The sequence below is a fragment of the Streptomyces sp. NPDC059852 genome, from assembly GCF_042731455.1.
GTDB lineage: Bacteria > Actinomycetota > Actinomycetes > Streptomycetales > Streptomycetaceae > Streptomyces.
This window is the reverse complement of record NZ_JBHWJK010000024.1, coordinates 89,225-107,514: the sequence shown is the minus strand read 5'-3', so window position 1 is coordinate 107,514 and position 18,290 is coordinate 89,225. Positions and strand designations below refer to the sequence as shown.

The window sequence follows — 18,290 nt, the reverse complement described above, 5'->3', positions numbered from 1 at the left end:
GCGCTGGGATTTGAGGCTTACACGCCCGCGGAGAGGTCGGGGCGGACCCCGCCGCCCCGCGGACGTCTCGTATGTGCCCGCGCGTGTGGGGGAGCCCACGCGGTGAACGTGGCGGCGGCCACGTCCCCGGGCGGGGGAGCGGGGCTACGGTGTCGGCGACCCCCGTACCCCGGCAGCCCCGGACGGCCCGCAGTGCTCGCAGATCTCTCCCCGCTCATAGCGGCGACCACCCAGTGGCTGATCCGCTCCTATCCCGCGTGCGGCGGCGCCCTCGCCGACGCCCTCGGCGAGGCGCAGGCCCGGCAGGCCGTGACCGTCGCCGCCTGGCTGCGCTATCCCACCCCGACCGACGTCGCCCTCGTGTCGATGGCCGGTCCGGGCGGCTCGGCGGGCCTCGACTGGATCACCGGCGCCGACGCGGCCGTCCCCGACGACCCGGACAGCGCCTGGCGCACCTGGGTCGACGAGGTCGTGGCCAGCTGGGCGGCCTGCCTGCTCACCGACCCCGACCTGGCCCGGCGGGCCGTGGCCGCGACGGCCGAGGTCGCCCACGCCACCGCCGTGCCCGCCGAGTTCCGCCGCCTGGTCTCACCCGACCCGTACGACCGCGAGGCGGCGACGCTCCTGCGCCACCCCGACCTCGTGGCCCCGGTGGCCGCCCTGCACGGGCCCGCCCTGCGCGACCGCCTGGACCCGGGCCGCGCCCTGGCCGCCTGAGCGGACGCCCCGCTCACGCCTTCTTGCCGCGCCCCGTCAGCGCGTCGCGCATCCGGTCGACCAGACCCGCGCCCGGCGCCAGCAGCTTGTTGGCCGGCGGCTTGTCCGGGGCCGCCGGGTGCGGCCGGGTCGGCGCCGTCTTCTTCGCCATCCGCACCTTGTCGCCCAGCTCGTCCAGGGCCTCCGGAGGGCAGGCCGCGCGCAGCTTCGGGAAGAGGTTCCGCTCCTCGTCCGCGATGTGCGCCCGCACCTCCGTCGTCAACCGGTTGACCAGCCGGTTGAACTCGGTGTCCTCGACGTCGCAGCCCTCGAGGTCCTTCATGATCTGCTCGGCCTCGGCGTGGTCCTCGATCTCCCGGTCGGCGATCGCGTCGCCGCCCTCCACATGCCGGCGGACCGCCGGGTAGAGGTACTGCTCCTCGGCCACCGAGTGCCGGATCAGCTCGATGGTGACCTGGTCGGCGTACAGCTTGCGGTTCTTGTCACCGGGCGGAAGAGCCTCGATCTTCCCGAAGAGCTCCTCGACCTCGCGGTGATCGGTCATCAGCTCGTCGATGACGTTTCCGCCGTGCCCCATGGTGTCCACCTCCGGTCCACACGGGCGGCCCCGGCCGGGCCGCCGCGGACCTCGAGTGCCCGCCCCGGCGGGGCTCACACGGCCCACCCGTAGGGTGCGGTCATGACCTCGCAGACCTACCTCTCCGAACTGTTCTCCCTGGACGACCGGGTCGCCGTCGTGACCGGGGGCAGCTCCGGCATCGGCCGCGCCATCACCGAGGCGCTGGCCCGCGCCGGCGCCCGGGTCGTGGTCGTCGCCCGCCGGGAGGCGGAGCTCGCGGCCACGGTCGCCGCCCTGGAGGAGCACGGCTGCCGCGCGGCCTGGGTCAGCGCGGACCTGAGCACCCGGGACGGCGTGCGCACGGCGGCCGAGGAGGCCGCCGCGGTGTTCGGCGAGCCCGACATCCTGGTCAACTCGGCGGGCATCAACCTGCGGCCCCCGCTGGGCGAGCTCGGCGAGGACGTCTGGGACGCCACCCTGGCCGTGAACCTGGAGGCGCCGTTCCTGCTGGGGCAGCGGTTCGGGCCCGGCATGGCCGAGCGGGGCTTCGGACGGATCATCCACATCACCTCCCAGCAGGCCCACCGGGCCCTCGTCCAGAGCGGCGCCTACGGCGTCTCCAAGGGCGGCCTGGAATCGCTGGCCCGCTCCCAGGCGGAGGCGTGGTCGCCGTACGGCGTCACCTGCAACACGCTCGTGCCCGGGTTCGTCATGACGCCCCTGAACGCCCGGCTGTCCTCCGACCCGGAGAAGGTCGCCGCGCTCGCCGCCCGCACGCTCATCGGGCGCAACGGACTGGCGGAGGACTTCGCGGGCGCCGCCGTGTTCCTGGCGAGCCGGGCCTCCGCCTACGTCACCGGGCAGTCGGTCTTCGTGGACGGCGGCTTCTCCGTCCACTAGTCCCTCGTCGAAGCGTCTGTCAGCGCAGGTCGAGCCGCATCAGGACCCGGGGATGCCCGGCCAGGACGGACGTGGTGCCGGCGGCCTGGACGAACCCGGCCCGCTCGAAGTTCCGGCGCAGACCGGCGTACGCCATGGTCACGTCGACCCGGGCGTCCCCAGGGTCGAGGGGGTACGCCTCCAGCACCGGCGCGCCCCGGTCGCGGGCGAACGCGACGGCCCCGGCGATCAGGGAGTGGGTCACGCCCCGCCCGCGGTGGCCGGGCCGCACCCGCAGGCACCACAGTGACCACACCGGCAGATCGTCGACGTGCGGGATCGTGCGGCTGCGGGCGTACGACGTGGCCGCGCGCGGTGCCACCGCCGCCCAGCCGACCGGCTCGTCGCCGTCGTAGGCGATCACCCCGGGCGGCGGGTCGGCGCGGCACAGCTCTGCGACGTACGCGCCGCGGTCCGGGCCACGCAGCTGCTTCTCGATCTTCGAGGGAAGGCGGTGGCTCAGGCACCAGCAGACGCTCGCCGTGGGCGACCTGGGGCCGATCAGCGTACGGACGTCCTCGAAGACCTCGGCGGGGCGCACGGCGAACTCCATGGCGCGCACGATGCCACGGCCCACCGCCGGGGCGCAGGCCGTTCCCGTCAGACGGGGGTCCGGAACGCGTGCAGCGTCCCGGTGACCTCCTCGTCGGAGACCGCCCCGAAGTCCTCGTACCACTCGCCGACCGCGTGCAGCCCGGGCGGCTGGACGAGGCAGACGAGGTCGTCGCACTCGGCCCGCAGCGCGCGGACCGTGCGCGGGCTGCCGACCGGCACCGCCAGCACCAGGCGCGCGGGCACGTGACGGCGTACGAACCGCAGCGCCGCGGTGGCCGTCAGCCCGGTGGTCAGCCCTTCGTCGACGAGGACGACCGTGCGGCCCGCGACGGACGGCAGCGGGCGCCGGCCCCGATAGCGGTACTCGCGCCGGTGCAGCGCGTTGCGCTCGTTCACGACGATGTCGCCGAGCCGGTCCTCGGACAGATGCAGCATGGCCAGGCTGTTGCGGTCGTACAGCGGCGGGTCGTCGGCGACCAGCGCGCCGATCGTGGTCTCCGGCCGGACCGGGGTGCTGATCTCCCCGGAGACCAGGACGTCCAGGGGTGCCTGCAGCGCGCGGGCCACCTCGGCGGCCACGGGCACTCCGCCGGGCGGCAGGGCCAGTACGACCGGGTCGAACGGATCGCCGGTACCGGTCCCGCCCGCCAGGTGCAGAGCCAGTTCCCGTCCGGCGTGGGTGCGGTCGCGGAAGGACATGGCACTCCTCCTCGGCGTCGGCGCGGGCGCCGGGTGCCCGGCCCGTCCCCGGCGAAACTCCGGACGGGCCCGGCCGCCCGGCACCCGTCCACATACGGGGCCGGACCGGGGGTACCCGGTGCGTCCGGCCGCGTACCGGACGGGCCGCCCCCGGCCCGGTCCGCGGCGACTCCCAGGCCGAGGGGACGCACCATGACCGACCCCCACTTCGACAACACGGCAGCGGCCACGCAGGACGCCCTGCGCACGGTCGTGGAGAAGGGCGCCGACCAGACGGCGCTGAGCACGCTGGCGGACAGCGAGGTGCTGGTGCCGGCCGCGGCGGACGGCGAGGGCCCCGGACCGGCCGCCCTGACGCTCCCGGTGTTCGAACAGCAGGACGGCACCTCGCTGGTGCCGGTCTTCACGTCGTCGGCCCGGCTGGAGGAGGCCATGCCGCAGACGCGCCGGCACCACACGGTCCGGCTCGGCGCGCTGGCGCACGGCTGGCCCTCGGACGAGCTGTCCCTGGTGATCGACGCCGGGTCGCCCGAGCAGCTGGCGCTGACCGCGCAGGGCGTGCGGGCGCTGCTCGACCGCGACCAGGACGTCTGAGCACGGGGCGCGGGGGTGCGGTGCGCGCCGGCGTCCGGGGGATGTCGGGCTTGATCGCTTTTGGCTTCCGGCCGAGCGGGAACCCGGTCGCCGATCGTGCCCGTTCGACCGGTCCAGGAGGCCGTCGTGACCGACCCGCAGCACCGGCAGCAAGACCCGGCCACCCAGCACCCGCAGCCCGACTTCCCCGAGCAGGACCAGCCGCACCCGGGCTGGACCGGCCCGATGGACCCGCCGCCGGACCACGGCGAGGACAGCTACCGCGGCTCCGGCCGGCTGGAGGGCCGCGCGACCGTCGTGACCGGCGGCGACTCCGGCATCGGACGGGCCGTCGCGCTGGCCTTCGCCCGGGAGGGCGCCGACGTCCTGTTCACCCATCTGGACGAGGAGGCCGAGGAGGCCCGCGAGACGGCGCGGCTGGTGGAGGAGGCCGGCCGCAAGGCGGTCGCCGTGTCCTGCGACATCCGGGACGAGGACAACTGCCGGGCGTTGATCGAGCGGGCCGTCGAGGAGTTCGGTCGGATCGACGTGCTGGTGAACAACGCCGCCTATCAGATGTCCCAGCCGGACGGCATCGAGGCGATCAGCACCGAGCAGTTCGACCGCGTGATGCGCACCAACCTGTACGGGATGTTCTGGCTGACGAAGTTCGCCGTGCCGCACATCCCCGAGGGCGGCAGCGTCATCAACACGACGTCGGTGCAGGCGTACCAGCCGAGCCCGCATCTGCTCGACTACGCGATGACGAAGGGCGCGATCGTCACGTTCACCCAGGGGCTGGCCCAGATGCTGGTCGAGCGCGGCATCCGCGTGAACGCCGTCGCGCCGGGCCCGGTGTGGACGCCGCTGATCCCGGCGACGCTGCCCGAGACGGCCGAGTTCGGCAAGCAGAGCCCCATGGGCCGCCCGGCCCAGCCGGCCGAGCTCGCCCCCGCCTACGTCTACCTCGCCTCCCAGGAGGCCAGCTTCATCACGGCGGAGATCGTCAACGCGACGGGCGGCACCCCGCTGCCGTAGCCACCCGCCCCGCGCCGGTCGCGCACACGGGATTCTCACCCGTCGCCGGGTGTGGGTCCCGTGTGCGTGGGTAGGGCGGCGGCATGACTGGCAGCACACCCGCCACCGGACGCTGGGCCGTCCGACTGACCGTCCGGTACGCCGGGCTGCGCGGCGGCCGTCGAGAGCGCATGGTGGTGTCATGAGCACGCGTCCCCTAGTGGTGGTGCAGCCACCGGAGCCGGACGGCGGGCGTCCGGTGACGATCCGTGGCGAGGCCACGGGCACCGCGTACAGCCTGTTCGACGTGATGGACCTGGTCCACCGCGCGGGCCTGCCCGCCGAGGACCGGGCCGTCGACGACCCCGAGCTGATCGAGTGGCGCGGCGGCGGGCCCTACGACTGGACGGCGCGCGGCTCGGACAGCACGTCGGACGACACCGCGGACGCGTCGCCCGACTCGTGACGCCGCGGCCCGCGCCCCTGGCCGAAGGAGCCGTCATGCCGGACATGGAGCAGGACGAGGCGCGGGAGCGGTTCGCCGCGGCGCGGGTCGCGCGGCTGGCGACGATCGCGCCGTCGGGGCGCCCGCATCTGGTGCCGGTCGTCTTCGCGCTGCGCGGCGACGACGTGGTGACCGCCGTCGACCACAAGCCGAAGCGCGCCCCCCGCCCGGCGCGGCTGCACGACATCGCCGTCCACCCGGCCGTCTGCCTGCTCGCGGACCGGTACGACGACGACTGGGAGCACCTGTGGTGGGTGCGCGCCGACGGCGGCGCCCGCGTCCTCGAACCCGGCGCCCCCGACCAGGAGACCCGCGCGGAACGCGAGCAGGCGGTGGAGTTGCTGCGGGGCAAGTACCCGCAGTACGCGGACCGGCCGCCGGAGGGACCGGTCATCGTGGTGTCCGTTCTGCACTGGACGGGCTGGAGGTACGACTCGGGGAGCTGACGATCCGGGACGCCATTGACCCCGGGCTGTCCACGGACGTAACCTCCGTCTCCATATGTAGACAGCTCCCGCAGATCGGCGCCCGTCATGCCCCAGCCCGTCGTCACCCGCCTGTCCGTGTATCCGGTCGCCGGACGGGACGCGATGCTCCTCAACCTGTCCGGCGCCCACGCCCCGTACTTCACCCGCAACGTCGTCGTCCTGGAGGACTCCGAGGGCCGCACCGGACTGGGCGAGGTGCCCGGCGGCGAGGCGATCACCCGGACCCTGCGCGACGCCGGGCCGCTGGTCGTCGGCGCCCGCGTGGGCGACTACAAGAAGGTCCTGCGCGCGATCGGAGCGGCGTTCGCCGACCGTGACGCCGGCGGGCGCGGCGCGCAGACCTTCGACCTGCGCACCACCGTGCACGCGGTCACGGCCGTCGAGTCCGCCCTGCTCGACCTGCTCGGACAGCATCTGGAGGTGCCGGTCGCCGCGCTGCTCGGCGACGGCAAGCAGCGCGACACGGTCCGCGTGCTCGGCTACCTCTTCCACGTCGGGGACGCGGATCGCACCGGCCTGGACTATGTGCGCGACCCCGGCTCACCGGTGGACTGGTACCGCGTCCGCCACGAGGAGGCGCTCACCCCCGACGCGATCGTCCGGCAGGCCGAGGCCGCCCACGCCCTGTACGGCTTCCAGGACTTCAAGCTCAAGGGCGGCGTCCTGCCCGGCCCACGGGAGGTGGAGTCCGTCCGTGCGCTCAAGGACCGCTTCCCGGACGCGCGGATCACCCTGGACCCCAACGGCGCCTGGTCGCTGCGCGAGGCCGTCGAGCTGTGCCGTCCGCTGGTCGGCACCCTGGCCTACGCCGAGGACCCGTGCGGGGCGGAGGGCGGCTACTCGGGCCGGGAGGTGCTCGCCGAGTTCCGCCGGGCCACCGGGCTGCCCACGGCCACCAACATGGTCGCCACCGACTGGCGGCAGCTGACCCACGCGCTCGCCCTGCAGTCGGTGTCCATCCCGCTGGCCGACCCGCACTTCTGGACGATGCAGGGGTCGGTGCGCGTCGCCCAGCTGTGCCACGCGACGGGGCTGACCTGGGGGTGCCACTCCAACAACCACTTCGACATCTCGCTGGCGATGATGGCCCACTGCGGCGCCGCGGCGCCGGGGGAGTACAACGCCCTGGACACGCACTGGATCTGGCAGGAGGGCCGCGAGCGGCTCACCGTCGAACCGCCGAGGATCACCGGTGGCGAGGTCGCCGTGCCGGACACCCCCGGACTGGGTGTCCGGCTCGACCGCGACCGGCTTCTCGCCGCCCACGAACTCCACCGCGAGAAGGCGCTGTCGGGCCGGGACGACGCCGCCGGGATGCGGCACCTCATCGAGGGCTGGACCTTCGACCCCAAGCGGCCCTGTCTCGTGCGCTGACCGGCTGCGCGTCCCGTCAGCCCGCCTCGGCGCGCGGAAGGACCGTCACCCGGCGGAAGTTGCACGCCGCCCGGTGCGGCGGCCCGTCGGCCGGCGGGCCGCCCTGATGGGCCTTCAGGGCGACACTGACGAGGCTCATCAGCAGATCGACGTCCGCCTCGCAGCCCAGATGCAACGTCACCCAGCGCGACCCCGGCACCAGCCGCACCGCCGTGGACTCCCACAGGTTCCGCCCGAAACGCTGGATCGCGGGCAGGGTGAGATGCAGATCCACGTCCCGGTCGGAGTGGAAGTGCACGATCTCGCTGTGGGCCGAGCGCAGTGCCCGCCCCGCGCCACAGCCGGCCGGGCCCGCACTGAGGTCGGGCCAGACTTCCAGGCGTTCCATGGCGCGTTGGGCCAGTGTCATGGGCCCATAGTCGCGCGATCATGGCCCCGCAACCAGGGGTTGGGCGAACCGTAATCGGCGCGTGAGGTCGCACACACCGCCCGCGACCGGGCCGGCGGGCGGCGTGCGACACGAAAGGGGCTCCGGGAGGCGGAACGGCGCTACCGCGCGCCGGTCCAGTTGTGCGCGACGTCGACGACGATCCGGCCGTCCGCCACCCACACCCGGAACGGCAGCCGGGCCCGGACACCGAGCCCGATCTGCGTGTCTCCCTCGAAGCTGCCGACGAACCGGGCGTCCCGGAACGTCCGGTACCCCGTGAGGTTCACCCCCGGCAGCTGCTGACCGGCCCGGGCCGGATAGGTGGGCCTGCCGCTGTCGGCGTCGTAGGCGGGCGCGCCGACCCGCACCTCGAGCACGGCCCCGCCGCCGACGGTGACGGGACGCCCCGAGCCGTCCTGGTATACGCGGCCCACGTACTGCACGGTGTACCCGAGCCGCCCGGTGCCCGCACCGGGGACGTCGACGACCATGCGGTCGAAGCAGGCGTGCCGGCCGGTCCTGACGTTCGTCACCGACTTCATCGTGGCGGCCGAGCGGGTCTCTGCCTGACTGCCCCAACCGGTGGGGCAGGCCGTGGCCTTGGTGGTGGTCGTGGCGGCCGTGGCCGGGACGGCCGCCACGACCGACGTGGCGGCCACGAGCGCGGCGGCGGTCGCCGCCACCGCCATTCTTGTTCGTCCCATTGTGTCCCCAGAGAGGTGAAGTGCCTGATATCAGAGGAGACAGCCGACTTGACGGAAAGGTTGCACGCCGACGGAACTTCGTGGTCCGCACGAGGGACAAGCCCGACCCGCGCCCCGGCACGCGCCGTACGCTGGGCCCCGTGCACAGCAGCTTCGACGGCCCACGCGCGGCGGCCGCCCACTTCACGGGGCTTCCCGTGACCGGTGAACGGCCCCTGACCGCGACGCTGACCGAAGTGACCCTGGACGGCGGGCGCGTGGTCGTGGTCAAACGCGGCGACGACGAGCGGGCCGCCCGGGCCGAGGCCGCCGGACTGCACTGGCTCGCCGACGCCGGCACCGTCCGCGTCCCCCGGGTCCACGGCCACGACGCGCGCTGGCTCGTCACCGACCGGGTCGCCACCGGCCGGCCCGGCGCCGGGGCCGCCGAGCGGTTCGGCCGGGACCTGGCCGCCCTGCACGCCTCGGGCGCCCCCGCGTTCGGCGCGCCCCCACCCGGCGGACCCGAGGACGCGTACATCGGCCGCGCCGCCATGCGCAACGCCACCGGCCCGGACTGGCCCGCCTGGTACGCCGCGCACCGCGTCCTGCCGTACGTACGCCGGGCCGTCGACACGGGCACGCTGCGGCCCGGCGAGGCGGCCGTGTTCGAGCAGGTCTGCGAGCGGCTGCCCGAGCTGGCGGGTCCCGCCGAACCTCCCGCGCGACTGCACGGCGACCTGTGGAACGGCAACGTGCTGTGGGGCGCCGACGGGCACGTCCGGCTGATCGACCCGGCCGCGCACGGCGGGCACCGCGAGACCGACCTCGCGATGCTCCAGCTCTTCGGCTGCCCCCACCTGGACCGCGTTCTGGACGCCTACCGGCAGCGGGCTCCGCTCGCCGACGGCTGGACCGCACGCGTCGGCCTGCACCAGCTCTTCCCGCTCCTCGTCCACGCCGTCCTGTTCGGCCGCGGCTACGCCGAACAAGCGCTGACGGTCGCCCGGGCGGCCCTGCGCGTCTAGAGAACCGGCGTCAGACCCGCCGAGAGCCGTGCGAGGCGCTCGGCGTCCGGGGTGCCCGGCTCGGCCGTGTACACCATGAGGCGCAGATCGCTGCCGGACACGGCGAGGATGTCGCAGTCCAGGGTGAGCGGGCCCACCTCGGGATGGTCGACGACCTTGCGGCCGGTCTCGTGCCGGCCGACCGCGCCCGACTCCCACAGCGCGGTGAAGCGCGGACTGCGCTCGCGCAACCGCGCCACCAGCTCCCGCAGCCGGGGGTCCTCGGGATAGCGGCTCACGGTCGCCCGCAGGTCGGCGACGATCCCGGCCTGGAACTCCCGCCGTTCACGCTCCGTGTGCCGCACCCGGCCCCGCGGTCCGAGGAACGCCCGCCACACACCGTTGCGTTCGAACCCGCGCAGCTCGCGCGGGTCCCCCAGCAGGGCGGCGTACGGCGGATTCGCCTCCAGCAGCGTCCAGGAGGCGTCGTGGACACCGACGGGCGTGCCGCTCAGCCGGTCCAGCACCCGCCGCACGCTCGGCGTGAGCTGCCCGGGGACCGTCTCCGGGCCGGGCGGCACCAGCTCCGCCAGCCGGAACAGATGCGTGCGCTCGTCCGCCGACAGCCGCAGGGCCCGGGCCAGCGCCTCCACGATCTGCGCGGACGGATTGCTCGCCCGGCCCTGTTCGAGCCGGGTGACGTAGTCGGCCGAGATCCCGGCCAGCAGGGCCAGTTCCTCACGGCGCAGCCCGGCCGCCCTGCGATGCCCGCCCGTGGGCAGCCCCGCGGCCTGCGGAGGCACCCGGTCCCGCCAGCGGCGCAGGGCCCGCCCGAGTTCCGTCGCCGTCATGCCCCCAGTCAACACCGTCCGCCGGGCGGATGCCTGGTACCGGCGGTCCCAGGAAGACCGGACTGCTGGCAGCGGGACCCGTCGCGCAGGAGGCTGGACGCATGACGACGACACTCATCACCGGAGCGAACAAGGGACTCGGCCTCGAGACGGCCCGCCGGCTCGTCGAGGCCGGCCACACCGTGTACGTCGGCGCCCGGGACGCCGAGCGCGGCCGTACCGCCGCCGAGCGGATCGGCGCGCGGTTCGTGCTGCTCGACGTCACCGACGACGCCTCCGTCCAGGCCGCGGCGAAGACCGTCGAGGCCGACGGCGGGCTCGACGTCCTGGTCAACAACGCCGGCATCGAACTGCGCGGCCCGGACAACAGCATCCCCGCGGCCGGTGACACCACCGCCGACGAGATGCGCACCGTGTTCGAGACCAACGTCTTCGGCGTCGTACGGGTGACCCACGCCTTCCTGCCGCTGCTCCAGCGGTCCCCGGCACCCGTCGTGGTGAACGTCAGCAGCGGCCTCGCCTCGCTGGCCGGGCTGTCCGACCCCGCGTCACCGGCCCACTTCTACCAGGCCCTCGCCTACCCGTCCTCCAAGGCGGCGGTCAACATGATCACCTTGCAGTACGCCAAGGCGTTCCCGGCCATGCGGATCAACGCCGTGGAGCCCGGCTTCACCGCCACCGACCTCAACGGCCGCACCGGCACCCAGAGCGTCGAGGAGGGCGCCGAGATCATCGTGCGGATGGCGCGGCTCGGCCACGACGGGCCGACCGGCGGCTACTTCGACATCCACGGGCCGCTGCCCTGGTGAGACGCGAGGACGGCGCCTCAGACGACGCCGTCGGCGCGCAGGGCCGCGATCTCCTCGGGGGTGCGGCCGAGTTCGGCGAGGATCGCGTCGGTGTGCTCGCCGGCCGCGGGCACCGGGTCCATCCGCGCGGGCACGCCCGCGAGGTCGGCCGGCGGCAGCAGGGCGCGGACGCTCGCGCCGCCCGGCACGTCCACCGTCCCCCAGCGGCCGCGGGCGGCCAGCACCGGGTGGTCGAGGAAGGCGGCGACGTCGTTGACGCCCGCGCAGGCGATGCCGATGTCCTCCAGCTCCTTGAGGATCTCCTCGGCGCCGGAGACGGCGCAGCGCTCGGCGACGACGGCGTTGACCTCGGCGCGGTGCGCGACACGGGCCGAACTCGTCGCGAACCGCGGGTCGTCGGTCAGCTCGGGCCGCCCCAGGAACCGGGCGCAGAGCACCGCCCACTCGCGCTCGTTCTGGATGGAGAGCAGCACCTGCCGCCCGTCGGCCGCCGGGAACGCGCCGTACGGGGCGAGCGTGGGGTGCTGGGTGCCCAGCCGCTCCGGCTGGGCACCGCCGTACTCCGTGTAGTAGGCGGGCTGTCCCATCCACTCCGCCAGCGCCTCGAACAGGGACACCTCGACCGGGTGGACGGACCCCGTGGTGGCGCGGGTGAACAGCGCGGTGAGGACGCCGCTGTAGGCGTACATGCCGGCCGCGATGTCGGCCACGGAGATGCCGACGCGGGCACCGCTCCCGGCGTCCCCGGTCAGCGACACCAGCCCGGTCTGGCACTGCACCAGCAGGTCGTACGACTTGCGGTCGGCCCACGGCCCGGAGGTGCCGTAGCCGGAGATCGTGCAGGGGATCAGCCGGGGCCACCGCTCGGGGAGCGCCGCCGTCCCGAGGCCGAGCCGGCCGGCCGCGCCAGGTGCCAGGTTCTGCACGAAGACGTCGGCGCCGTCCAGGAGCCCGTGCAGGATCTCCCGCCCGCGCGGCGACTTCAGGTCCAGCGTGAGGGATTCCTTGGAACGGTTCAGCCACACGAAATAGCTGGACTGCCCGTGCACTGTGGTGTCGTACCGGCGCGCGAAGTCCCCCGCGCCGGGCCGCTCCACCTTGATCACCCGGGCGCCGAGGTCGGCGAGCTGCCGGGTGGCGTAGGGCGCGGCGACGGCCTGCTCGAGGCTGACGACGGTGATGCCGGCGAGGGGGAGGCGCGGGGTGCTCATGACGCCATGTGTACGGCCCCGCCGAAGATCACGTCAATGACGGGCCGGCCGCGGTCCAGGTCAGGCGGGCAGGTGAAGCGTCTCGACGGCCTGGACGAGGGGGGCGAGTTCGGGGTTGCGGGCGGCGTCGTCGAGGGCTTCGCGGAGGGCTTTGTCGTTGGTGGGGCGGGCCTGGTCGAGGAGGTGGAGTCCGGCGTCGGTGACGTCGGTGTAGATGCCGCGTCGGTCGGTGGGGCAGAGGTAGCGGGAGAGCAGGCCGCGGTCCTCGAGGCGGGTGACGAGGCGGGTGGTGGCGCTCTGGCTGAGGACGACGGCGTCGGCGACCTGTTTCATCTGCAGGTGTCCGCCTTCGCCGTTGTGCTGGCGGCTGAGGACGTCGAGCAGGGAGTACTCGCGGACGCTGAGGTCGTGCCCGCTCTGCAGAGCGCGTTCGATGTGGGCCTCGATCCTGCCGTGCAGCAGGGAGAGGGCGCACCAGCCCTGGGCGAGGGCGGTGAGTGCGGGATCGGTCGCTGTCATGGCCCCGAAGTCCTCCGTACACAGTGGGTCCTTCCAGGATAGGACATCGGTGCAATTTCCCGCTGATGCGGCTATAGCGCGCACGCAAGCACCGTGTCCTTCCCGGCGCCGGTCCTCCTTTCGGCGCACGTCCTTGACCTGGAGCGCACTCGAGCGCCTAGCGTCGCCGTGACGGACCGTCCTGGTCCGGTGGACGGAGGAGCGGCCATGCGGGTGGGTGTGCACATCAGCCGGTTCGACCACCCCGGAGGGGGGCCCGCGCTCGGCGCCGAACTCGCCGCCGTGGGTGCCGCCGCCGAGGCGGGCGGGGTGAGCTGGCTGTCGGTGATGGACCACTACTTCCAGATGGAGTTCAACGACCGCGCCGAGGACCCCATGCTGGAGGCGTACACGACCCTCGGCTACCTCGCGGCCCACACCTCCACGGTGCGGCTCGGGGCGCTGGTGACCGGGGTGACGTACCGGCATCCGGGACTGCTGGCGAAGATCGTGACCACGCTCGACGTGCTGTCCGGGGGCCGGGCCACGCTCGGCATCGGCGCGGCCTGGTACGAGCGGGAGCACCTGGGGCTCGGTGTGCCCTTCCCGCCGGTCGCCGAGCGGTTCGAACGGCTGGAGGAGACCCTGCGGATCTGCCTGCAGATGTGGGACCCGGAGGCCGACGGCCCGTTCGAGGGCCGGCACCACCGGCTCGCCGAGACCCTGAACGTCCCGGCGCCGCTCTCCTCGCCCCGCCCCGAAATCATGATCGGCGGGGGCGGCGAGAAGAAGACACTGCGGCTGGTGGCCCGGTACGCCGACGCGTGCAACCTCTTCGCCACCTCTCGGAAGGAGGTCGCGCACAAGCTCGACGTGCTGCGCCGCCACTGCGACACCGAGGGCCGCGACTACGACGCGATCCGCCGGACCGTCATCTACGGCGGAGAGGCCGCCGGCCGCGGGGACCTCGACGCCTTCATCCGGGACGCCGAGGAGTACACGGGGCTCGGGATCGACACGATGATCCTGTCGCCGGGCACGGGACGGCCGGCGGCGTTCGTCGAGGAGTTCGCGGCTCCCGCCGTGCCGCGGCTGGCCGCGCTGGGCTGATCCCCGGCGGCCGGACGCCACGAAGGGCCGGAGCGCTCGGCTCCGGCCCTCGGGTCTGTCGGGTCAGGCGGCGATCTTCTCGCCCGCGTGGCCGTGGATGTGCGCGATGACCTCGGCCAGCTGGGCGGCGACCTCGGCGTCGTCGGCCGGGTGCGTCTCGGCGAAGCGGGTCACGGAGCCCGGGATGGACAGCTTGACGTCCTCCAGCACCTTGCCGCCGGCGATGCCCACGGCCTTGCGGGCCTCGTCCTGCGCCCACACGCCGCCGTACTGGCCGAACGCGGTGCCGATCACGGCCACCGGCTTGCCGCCGAAGGCGCCGGCGCCGTACGGGCGGGACAGCCAGTCGATGGCGTTCTTCAGGACGGCCGGGATGGTGCCGTTGTACTCGGGGGAGAAGAGCAGGAAGCCGTCGGCGGCCTGGGCGGCCTCGCGCAGCGCGGCGGCCGGGGCGGGGACGCTGCCCTCGACGTCGATGTCCTCGTTGTAGAAGGGGATGTCGGCCAGGCCCTCGAACAGCACGACCTCGGCGCCCTCGGGAGCGAGCTTGACGGCCGCCTCCGCCAGCTGACGGTTGTGCGAACCGGCGCGAAGGCTGCCGACGAGCGCGAGGATGCGAACAGACATGCGAACTCCAAGGATGCTGAAACACTGCCGAAACGATCCGGACCGGGGTCCGTTTAACTTCTAGCATCCTAAGCGGACTGCGGTCCAGTTTCATTCCCGATGCTTTACGCTGGCTTCATGTCCGCCGCTCTGCCGCCCTTCCCGCAGCCGGAGGAGTCTCTCGGCACACCCCCGGTGCTCGACGTGGGCACCGCCCCCGACGAGCCCTGCCTGCGGGCCGACGCCGCCCGCAACCGCGCCCGGCTGCTCGAGGCGGCCTCCCGGCTGATCGCCGAGCACGGCGCGGCCGGCGTCACCATGGAGGCCGTCGCCGCGGCCGCCGGTGTGGGCAAAGGCACGGTCTTCCGCCGGTTCGGCGACCGCACCGGCCTGCTCCTGGCCCTGCTCGACCACTCCGCGCGCACGCTCCAGGCCGACTTCATGGGCGGCCCGCCGCCGCTGGGCCCCGGAGCGCCCCCGGTCGACCGGCTGCGCGCCTTCGGGCTCGCCGTGCTCTACCGGTACGCGGAGCAGCTCGACCTGCATCTGGCGGCCCAGCCCGAGCCCTCCCGGCGCTTCGCCCACCCGTTCCAGCAGGCCCTGCAGACCCACGTCACGATGTTGCTGCGGCAGATCCGGCCCGGAGCCGACTGCGACCTGCTCGCGCACACCCTCCTGGCGTCCCTCGACCCCGCCCTGATCAGCCACCTCACCCGGCAGCGCGGTATGCCCCTGGAGCGGCTGGAGAAGGGCTGGGTCGACCTCGTGGCCCGGGTGACCGGCACCGAGGCCTGACACACCCGCGCCGGACCGCCGAGATCGGTGCCGACGACCTGATGCCCTGACGGCTGCCGCCGCCTAGGCTGAGCACGGTCCACATCGAACCGCCGTCCGGCCGTCGAACGCGCGGAGCCGGCCGACCCCGCGGTGACCGTGGCGCACCGCGGCTTCGGCCCGACCCGCGCGAGGGGCACGCGGCGTCGACGCCAGGGAGGCGTGCATGCGCACCACGGTCGGCATCATCGGCGGCGGCCCCGCCGGGCTGCTCCTCGCCCGGCTGCTGCACCGGGCCGGGATCGACTGCGTGGTGCTGGAGAGCCGGTCGCGGGAGTACGTCGAGCAGCGACAGCGCGCCGGGATGCTGGAGCAGGGCACCGTCGACGCGCTGCGCGAGGCCGGCGCCGCCGCACGGCTGGACGCCGAGGGCCTGGTGCACCACGGCATCGAACTGCGCTTCGACGGCGAACGCCACCGCGTCGACTTCCCGTCCCTCACCGGCGGCCGCACGGTGACCATCTACGCGCAGACCGAGATCGTGAAGGACCTCGTCGCACTCCAACTCGCCGAAGGACCACCGCTGTTGTTCGGCGCGGAGGCGCTGGCCGTGGAGAAGCCGGAGAGCGCGGCACCGGTCGTACGGTTCCGGCACGAGGGCCGGGAGCGCACCCTGACCTGCGACTGGGTGGCCGGCTGCGACGGCTTCCACGGCATCGCCCGGGGCGTGCTCCCGGCCGGCCGGTCGTACACGCGCGCCTACCCGTACGCCTGGCTGGGCGTCCTGGCCGAAGTGGCCCCGTCCTGCGAGGAGTTGATCTACGCACGCAGTGAACGCGGCTTCGCCCTGCACAGCATGCGCTCTCCGTCGGTGTCGCGCCTCTACCTCCAGGTGCCCGAGGGCACCGACGCCCGCGACTGGCCCGACGGCCGCGTCTGGGACGAACTCGCCGCCCGCTTCGCCGTGGACGACGACTGGACGCTGTGCCGCGGCCCCATCACCGCCAAGTCGGTCACACCGATGCGCGCGTTCGTGCACGAGCCGATGCGGCACGGCCGGCTCCTGCTGGCCGGGGACGCCGCCCACATCGTCCCGCCCACCGGTGCCAAGGGGCTCAACCTCGCCGTGTCGGACGTCCGGATCCTGGCCCGCGGACTCACCGAGTGGCACCGCGCCGGCGACACCCATGTCCTCGACCACTACAGCGAGTCGTGCCTCCAGCGCGTCTGGCAGGCCACCCGTTTCTCGGACGACATGACGAGGATGCTGCACACACGACCCGACGGAGATGCCTTCGACCACCGGATGCAGCTCGCCCGGCTGCGCCGGATCACCGCATCCCGTGACGCGGCCGCCGAACTGGCCGCCAACTACTCGGGACTTCCGCTCCCCCTGTGAACCCCCGGTGACCGAACGGAGAGTCGTCATGGCGTTGCTCGACCCGCAGTCCTGGCAGCCCCGCCCCCTCTCGGGAGGCGAACACACGGTGACCGAACCGGCCACCGGCGAGGCGCTGGGCACCGTCACGCTGGCCGGCGCGGACGACGTCACCGCCGCCGCACGCGCCGCCGACGGCGCCCGTGCCGCATGGGCACGGCTGCCGCACTTCGCCCGCGCCGCGGTCCTGCGCAAGGCGGGCGACCTGTTCGCGGCCCACGCCGACGAACTGCGCACCTGGCTCGTCCGCGAGTCCGGTTCCATCCCGGGCAAGGCCGACTTCGAACTGCACGTCGCCGCCCAGGAGTGCTACGAGGCCGCCGCCCTCGCCTCCCGCCCGGCCGGACAGGTCCTGCCCACCGAGGCCCCCCGGCTGTCGTACACGCGCCGGGTGCCCGTGGGGGTCGTCGGGGTGATCGCGCCGTTCAACGCGCCGCTGATCCTGTCCATCCGCTCGGTCGCCCCCGCCCTCGCCCTCGGTAACGCCGTGGTCCTCAAGCCCGACCCGCGCACCGCCGTCTGCGGCGGTCTGGCCCTCGCCGCCGTCCTCGCCGAGGCCGGCCTGCCCGAGGACCTGCTGCACGTCCTGCCGGGCGGTGCCGAGGCCGGGCAGGCGCTGGTCGCGGACCCGCACGTCCCGGTCGTCTCCTTCACCGGGTCCACGGCCGCGGGCCGGGCCGTCGGCGAGGCCGCCGGACGGCACCTGAAGCGCGCGCACCTGGAACTCGGCGGCAACTCCGCCCTGATCGTCCTGGAGGACGCAGACCTCGACGCGGTCATCTCCACGGCCGCCTGGGGGTCGTTCTTCCACCAGGGCCAGATCTGCATGACGACGGGTCGGCACCTGGTGCACCGGTCCCTGTACGAGGAGTACGTGGAGCGGCTCGCCGCCAAGGCCGACTCACTGGCCGTCGGCGACCCGCACCGCGACCAGGTCCACCTCGGCCCGCTCATCGACGGCGGGCAGCTGGACAAGGTCCGCTCCCTGGTGGAGGCCAGCGCCTCGGGCGGCGCCAAGCTGGCCGCGGGCGGCACCCATGAGCGGCTGTTCTACCGCCCGACCGTCCTGGCGGGCGTCGACGACGACTCCCCGGCCTACGCCGAGGAGGTCTTCGGGCCGGTCGCGCCGGTGCGCCCCTTCGCCGACGCCGAGGAGGCCGCCGCGCTGGCCGCCGCGAGCCCGTACGGGCTGTCGCTGGGCATCGTCACCCGGGACGCGGCCCGGGGCCTGGACCTCGCCGAGCGGATCCCGACCGGGATCGTGCACATCAACGACCAGACCGTGAACGACGAGGCCGTTGCCCCGTTCGGCGGTGTCGCCGCGTCCGGGACCGGCGCCCGCTTCGGCGGCGACGCCAACCTGGAGGCGTTCACCGACGTGCGCTGGACGACGGTCCGCGGCGACGTGGCGGGCTACCCCTTCTGACCGCGGCCGGTCCGCCACAGG

The 18,290-nt window shown here is 74.1% G+C and carries 22 protein-coding genes; 13 read left to right on the top strand and 9 right to left on the bottom strand.

The genetic code is table 11. From position 1 onward, the window contains the following. Positions 1–192 precede the first annotated feature (192 nt). Entirely contained in the window at positions 193–717 is a 525-nt protein-coding gene (locus ACFV46_RS26805; RefSeq protein WP_385500053.1) for a hypothetical protein, read from the top strand. Between the two features lie 13 nt (positions 718–730). Here ACFV46_RS26805 and ACFV46_RS26800 read toward each other — a convergent pair whose 3' ends face one another. Further along, on the bottom strand, positions 731–1,294 hold the full coding sequence (locus ACFV46_RS26800; RefSeq protein WP_385500052.1) for a hemerythrin domain-containing protein: 564 nt from the start codon (positions 1,292–1,294) through the stop codon (positions 731–733). A gap of 102 nt (positions 1,295–1,396) precedes the next feature. On the opposite strand from ACFV46_RS26800, the gene ACFV46_RS26795 reads away from it, so the two are divergent. After that, positions 1,397–2,176: an SDR family NAD(P)-dependent oxidoreductase gene (locus ACFV46_RS26795; protein ID WP_151787214.1), complete on the top strand. Its 780-nt coding sequence runs from the start codon at positions 1,397–1,399 to the stop codon at positions 2,174–2,176. Between the two features lie 19 nt (positions 2,177–2,195). Here ACFV46_RS26795 and ACFV46_RS26790 read toward each other — a convergent pair whose 3' ends face one another. Together ACFV46_RS26790 and ACFV46_RS26785 are read right to left on the bottom strand one after the other, a co-directional pair. Continuing rightward, positions 2,196–2,768: a GNAT family N-acetyltransferase gene (locus tag ACFV46_RS26790; protein ID WP_385500050.1), complete on the bottom strand. Its 573-nt coding sequence runs from the start codon at positions 2,766–2,768 to the stop codon at positions 2,196–2,198. A gap of 47 nt (positions 2,769–2,815) precedes the next feature. After that, a complete protein-coding gene (locus tag ACFV46_RS26785) occupies positions 2,816–3,469 on the bottom strand; it encodes a phosphoribosyltransferase (protein ID WP_376727793.1) in 654 nt (217 codons plus the stop codon). Between the two features lie 192 nt (positions 3,470–3,661). Here ACFV46_RS26785 and ACFV46_RS26780 point away from each other — a divergent pair, with 192 nt between their 5' ends. The 5 genes from ACFV46_RS26780 (at position 3,662) to ACFV46_RS26760 (ending at position 7,426) form a co-directional block, all read left to right on the top strand. Continuing rightward, the gene (locus ACFV46_RS26780) at positions 3,662–4,063 is read left to right on the top strand and encodes an SseB family protein (protein WP_376727792.1); all 402 of its coding nucleotides are present in this window, start codon (positions 3,662–3,664) and stop codon (positions 4,061–4,063) included. Between the two features lie 126 nt (positions 4,064–4,189). Continuing rightward, positions 4,190–5,080 carry an SDR family oxidoreductase gene (locus ACFV46_RS26775; protein ID WP_361935375.1) on the top strand — a complete coding sequence of 297 codons (891 nt, stop codon included), beginning with the start codon at positions 4,190–4,192 and terminating at the stop codon, positions 5,078–5,080. A 181-nt stretch (positions 5,081–5,261) separates the two neighbouring features. Then, a complete protein-coding gene (locus tag ACFV46_RS26770) occupies positions 5,262–5,525 on the top strand; it encodes a hypothetical protein (protein ID WP_361935378.1) in 264 nt (87 codons plus the stop codon). 35 nt (positions 5,526–5,560) lie between these two features. Next, the gene (locus ACFV46_RS26765) at positions 5,561–6,010 is read left to right on the top strand and encodes a TIGR03668 family PPOX class F420-dependent oxidoreductase (protein ID WP_385500048.1); all 450 of its coding nucleotides are present in this window, start codon (positions 5,561–5,563) and stop codon (positions 6,008–6,010) included. Positions 6,011–6,097: 87 nt separating this feature from the next. Next, complete coding sequence (locus ACFV46_RS26760; RefSeq protein WP_385500047.1) at positions 6,098–7,426, top strand: enolase C-terminal domain-like protein; 1,329 nt, start codon at positions 6,098–6,100, stop codon at positions 7,424–7,426. A 16-nt stretch (positions 7,427–7,442) separates the two neighbouring features. Here the strand turns inward: ACFV46_RS26760 and ACFV46_RS26755 are convergent, their stop codons facing one another. Both ACFV46_RS26755 and ACFV46_RS26750 read right to left on the bottom strand, forming a co-directional pair. After that, positions 7,443–7,835 carry a luciferase family protein gene (locus ACFV46_RS26755; protein WP_361935386.1) on the bottom strand — a complete coding sequence of 131 codons (393 nt, stop codon included), beginning with the start codon at positions 7,833–7,835 and terminating at the stop codon, positions 7,443–7,445. A 140-nt stretch (positions 7,836–7,975) separates the two neighbouring features. Further along, the gene (locus ACFV46_RS26750; RefSeq protein WP_385500045.1) at positions 7,976–8,560 is read right to left on the bottom strand and encodes a hypothetical protein; all 585 of its coding nucleotides are present in this window, start codon (positions 8,558–8,560) and stop codon (positions 7,976–7,978) included. 140 nt (positions 8,561–8,700) lie between these two features. On the opposite strand from ACFV46_RS26750, the gene ACFV46_RS26745 reads away from it, so the two are divergent. Next, positions 8,701–9,567, top strand: a complete 867-nt coding sequence (locus tag ACFV46_RS26745) for a fructosamine kinase family protein (RefSeq protein WP_385500043.1) — start codon at positions 8,701–8,703, stop codon at positions 9,565–9,567. On the opposite strand, the gene ACFV46_RS26740 is transcribed toward ACFV46_RS26745, so the two are convergent. Continuing rightward, positions 9,564–10,397 carry a helix-turn-helix domain-containing protein gene (locus ACFV46_RS26740; protein WP_385500042.1) on the bottom strand — a complete coding sequence of 278 codons (834 nt, stop codon included), beginning with the start codon at positions 10,395–10,397 and terminating at the stop codon, positions 9,564–9,566. The genes ACFV46_RS26745 and ACFV46_RS26740 overlap by 4 nt on opposite strands. A 101-nt stretch (positions 10,398–10,498) precedes the next feature. Between ACFV46_RS26740 and ACFV46_RS26735 the strand changes: the two genes are divergently transcribed. Continuing rightward, a complete protein-coding gene (locus ACFV46_RS26735) occupies positions 10,499–11,206 on the top strand; it encodes an SDR family oxidoreductase (RefSeq protein ID WP_385500040.1) in 708 nt (235 codons plus the stop codon). Positions 11,207–11,223: 17 nt separating this feature from the next. Here ACFV46_RS26735 and ACFV46_RS26730 read toward each other — a convergent pair whose 3' ends face one another. Together ACFV46_RS26730 and ACFV46_RS26725 are read right to left on the bottom strand one after the other, a co-directional pair. Beyond that, positions 11,224–12,417 carry a CaiB/BaiF CoA transferase family protein gene (locus ACFV46_RS26730; protein WP_385500039.1) on the bottom strand — a complete coding sequence of 398 codons (1,194 nt, stop codon included), beginning with the start codon at positions 12,415–12,417 and terminating at the stop codon, positions 11,224–11,226. Between the two features lie 60 nt (positions 12,418–12,477). After that, positions 12,478–12,936, bottom strand: coding sequence for a MarR family winged helix-turn-helix transcriptional regulator (locus ACFV46_RS26725; protein WP_376727785.1), 459 nt, complete (start codon positions 12,934–12,936; stop codon positions 12,478–12,480). 207 nt (positions 12,937–13,143) lie between these two features. Here ACFV46_RS26725 and ACFV46_RS26720 point away from each other — a divergent pair, with 207 nt between their 5' ends. Further along, complete coding sequence (locus ACFV46_RS26720) at positions 13,144–14,025, top strand: LLM class F420-dependent oxidoreductase (RefSeq protein ID WP_385500037.1); 882 nt, start codon at positions 13,144–13,146, stop codon at positions 14,023–14,025. A 63-nt stretch (positions 14,026–14,088) separates the two neighbouring features. On the opposite strand, the gene ACFV46_RS26715 is transcribed toward ACFV46_RS26720, so the two are convergent. After that, positions 14,089–14,652, bottom strand: a complete 564-nt coding sequence (locus tag ACFV46_RS26715) for an NAD(P)H-dependent oxidoreductase (protein ID WP_376727783.1) — start codon at positions 14,650–14,652, stop codon at positions 14,089–14,091. A gap of 99 nt (positions 14,653–14,751) precedes the next feature. On the opposite strand from ACFV46_RS26715, the gene ACFV46_RS26710 reads away from it, so the two are divergent. From ACFV46_RS26710 to ACFV46_RS26700, 3 genes are all read left to right on the top strand, one after another. Continuing rightward, a complete protein-coding gene (locus ACFV46_RS26710; protein WP_361932807.1) occupies positions 14,752–15,426 on the top strand; it encodes a TetR/AcrR family transcriptional regulator in 675 nt (224 codons plus the stop codon). 205 nt (positions 15,427–15,631) lie between these two features. Further along, positions 15,632–16,804, top strand: a complete 1,173-nt coding sequence (locus ACFV46_RS26705) for a 4-hydroxybenzoate 3-monooxygenase (protein ID WP_361932809.1) — start codon at positions 15,632–15,634, stop codon at positions 16,802–16,804. Between the two features lie 28 nt (positions 16,805–16,832). Further along, a complete protein-coding gene (locus ACFV46_RS26700) occupies positions 16,833–18,269 on the top strand; it encodes an aldehyde dehydrogenase family protein (RefSeq protein WP_385500034.1) in 1,437 nt (478 codons plus the stop codon). The last annotated feature ends 21 nt before the right edge of the window (positions 18,270–18,290 follow it).

What these genes read in the sequence shown, in the direction of transcription:
- ACFV46_RS26700 (WP_385500034.1), top strand. Translation starts at nt 16,833, where the DNA reads ATGGCGTTGCTCGACCCGCAGTCCTGGCAGCCCCGCCCCCTCTCGGGA.
- ACFV46_RS26795 (WP_151787214.1), top strand. Translation starts at nt 1,397, where the DNA reads ATGACCTCGCAGACCTACCTCTCCGAACTGTTCTCCCTGGACGACCGG.
- ACFV46_RS26720 (WP_385500037.1), top strand. Translation starts at nt 13,144, where the DNA reads ATGCGGGTGGGTGTGCACATCAGCCGGTTCGACCACCCCGGAGGGGGG.
- ACFV46_RS26710 (WP_361932807.1), top strand. Translation starts at nt 14,752, where the DNA reads ATGCTTTACGCTGGCTTCATGTCCGCCGCTCTGCCGCCCTTCCCGCAG.
- ACFV46_RS26765 (WP_385500048.1), top strand. Translation starts at nt 5,561, where the DNA reads ATGCCGGACATGGAGCAGGACGAGGCGCGGGAGCGGTTCGCCGCGGCG.
- ACFV46_RS26735 (WP_385500040.1), top strand. Translation starts at nt 10,499, where the DNA reads ATGACGACGACACTCATCACCGGAGCGAACAAGGGACTCGGCCTCGAG.
- ACFV46_RS26740 (WP_385500042.1), bottom strand. Translation starts at nt 10,397, where the DNA reads ATGACGGCGACGGAACTCGGGCGGGCCCTGCGCCGCTGGCGGGACCGG.
- ACFV46_RS26715 (WP_376727783.1), bottom strand. Translation starts at nt 14,652, where the DNA reads ATGTCTGTTCGCATCCTCGCGCTCGTCGGCAGCCTTCGCGCCGGTTCG.
- ACFV46_RS26780 (WP_376727792.1), top strand. Translation starts at nt 3,662, where the DNA reads ATGACCGACCCCCACTTCGACAACACGGCAGCGGCCACGCAGGACGCC.
- ACFV46_RS26730 (WP_385500039.1), bottom strand. Translation starts at nt 12,417, where the DNA reads ATGAGCACCCCGCGCCTCCCCCTCGCCGGCATCACCGTCGTCAGCCTC.
- ACFV46_RS26705 (WP_361932809.1), top strand. Translation starts at nt 15,632, where the DNA reads ATGCGCACCACGGTCGGCATCATCGGCGGCGGCCCCGCCGGGCTGCTC.
- ACFV46_RS26770 (WP_361935378.1), top strand. Translation starts at nt 5,262, where the DNA reads ATGAGCACGCGTCCCCTAGTGGTGGTGCAGCCACCGGAGCCGGACGGC.
- ACFV46_RS26725 (WP_376727785.1), bottom strand. Translation starts at nt 12,936, where the DNA reads ATGACAGCGACCGATCCCGCACTCACCGCCCTCGCCCAGGGCTGGTGC.
- ACFV46_RS26785 (WP_376727793.1), bottom strand. Translation starts at nt 3,469, where the DNA reads ATGTCCTTCCGCGACCGCACCCACGCCGGACGGGAACTGGCTCTGCAC.
- ACFV46_RS26800 (WP_385500052.1), bottom strand. Translation starts at nt 1,294, where the DNA reads ATGGGGCACGGCGGAAACGTCATCGACGAGCTGATGACCGATCACCGC.
- ACFV46_RS26755 (WP_361935386.1), bottom strand. Translation starts at nt 7,835, where the DNA reads ATGACACTGGCCCAACGCGCCATGGAACGCCTGGAAGTCTGGCCCGAC.
- ACFV46_RS26750 (WP_385500045.1), bottom strand. Translation starts at nt 8,560, where the DNA reads ATGGGACGAACAAGAATGGCGGTGGCGGCGACCGCCGCCGCGCTCGTG.
- ACFV46_RS26790 (WP_385500050.1), bottom strand. Translation starts at nt 2,768, where the DNA reads ATGGAGTTCGCCGTGCGCCCCGCCGAGGTCTTCGAGGACGTCCGTACG.
- ACFV46_RS26760 (WP_385500047.1), top strand. Translation starts at nt 6,098, where the DNA reads ATGCCCCAGCCCGTCGTCACCCGCCTGTCCGTGTATCCGGTCGCCGGA.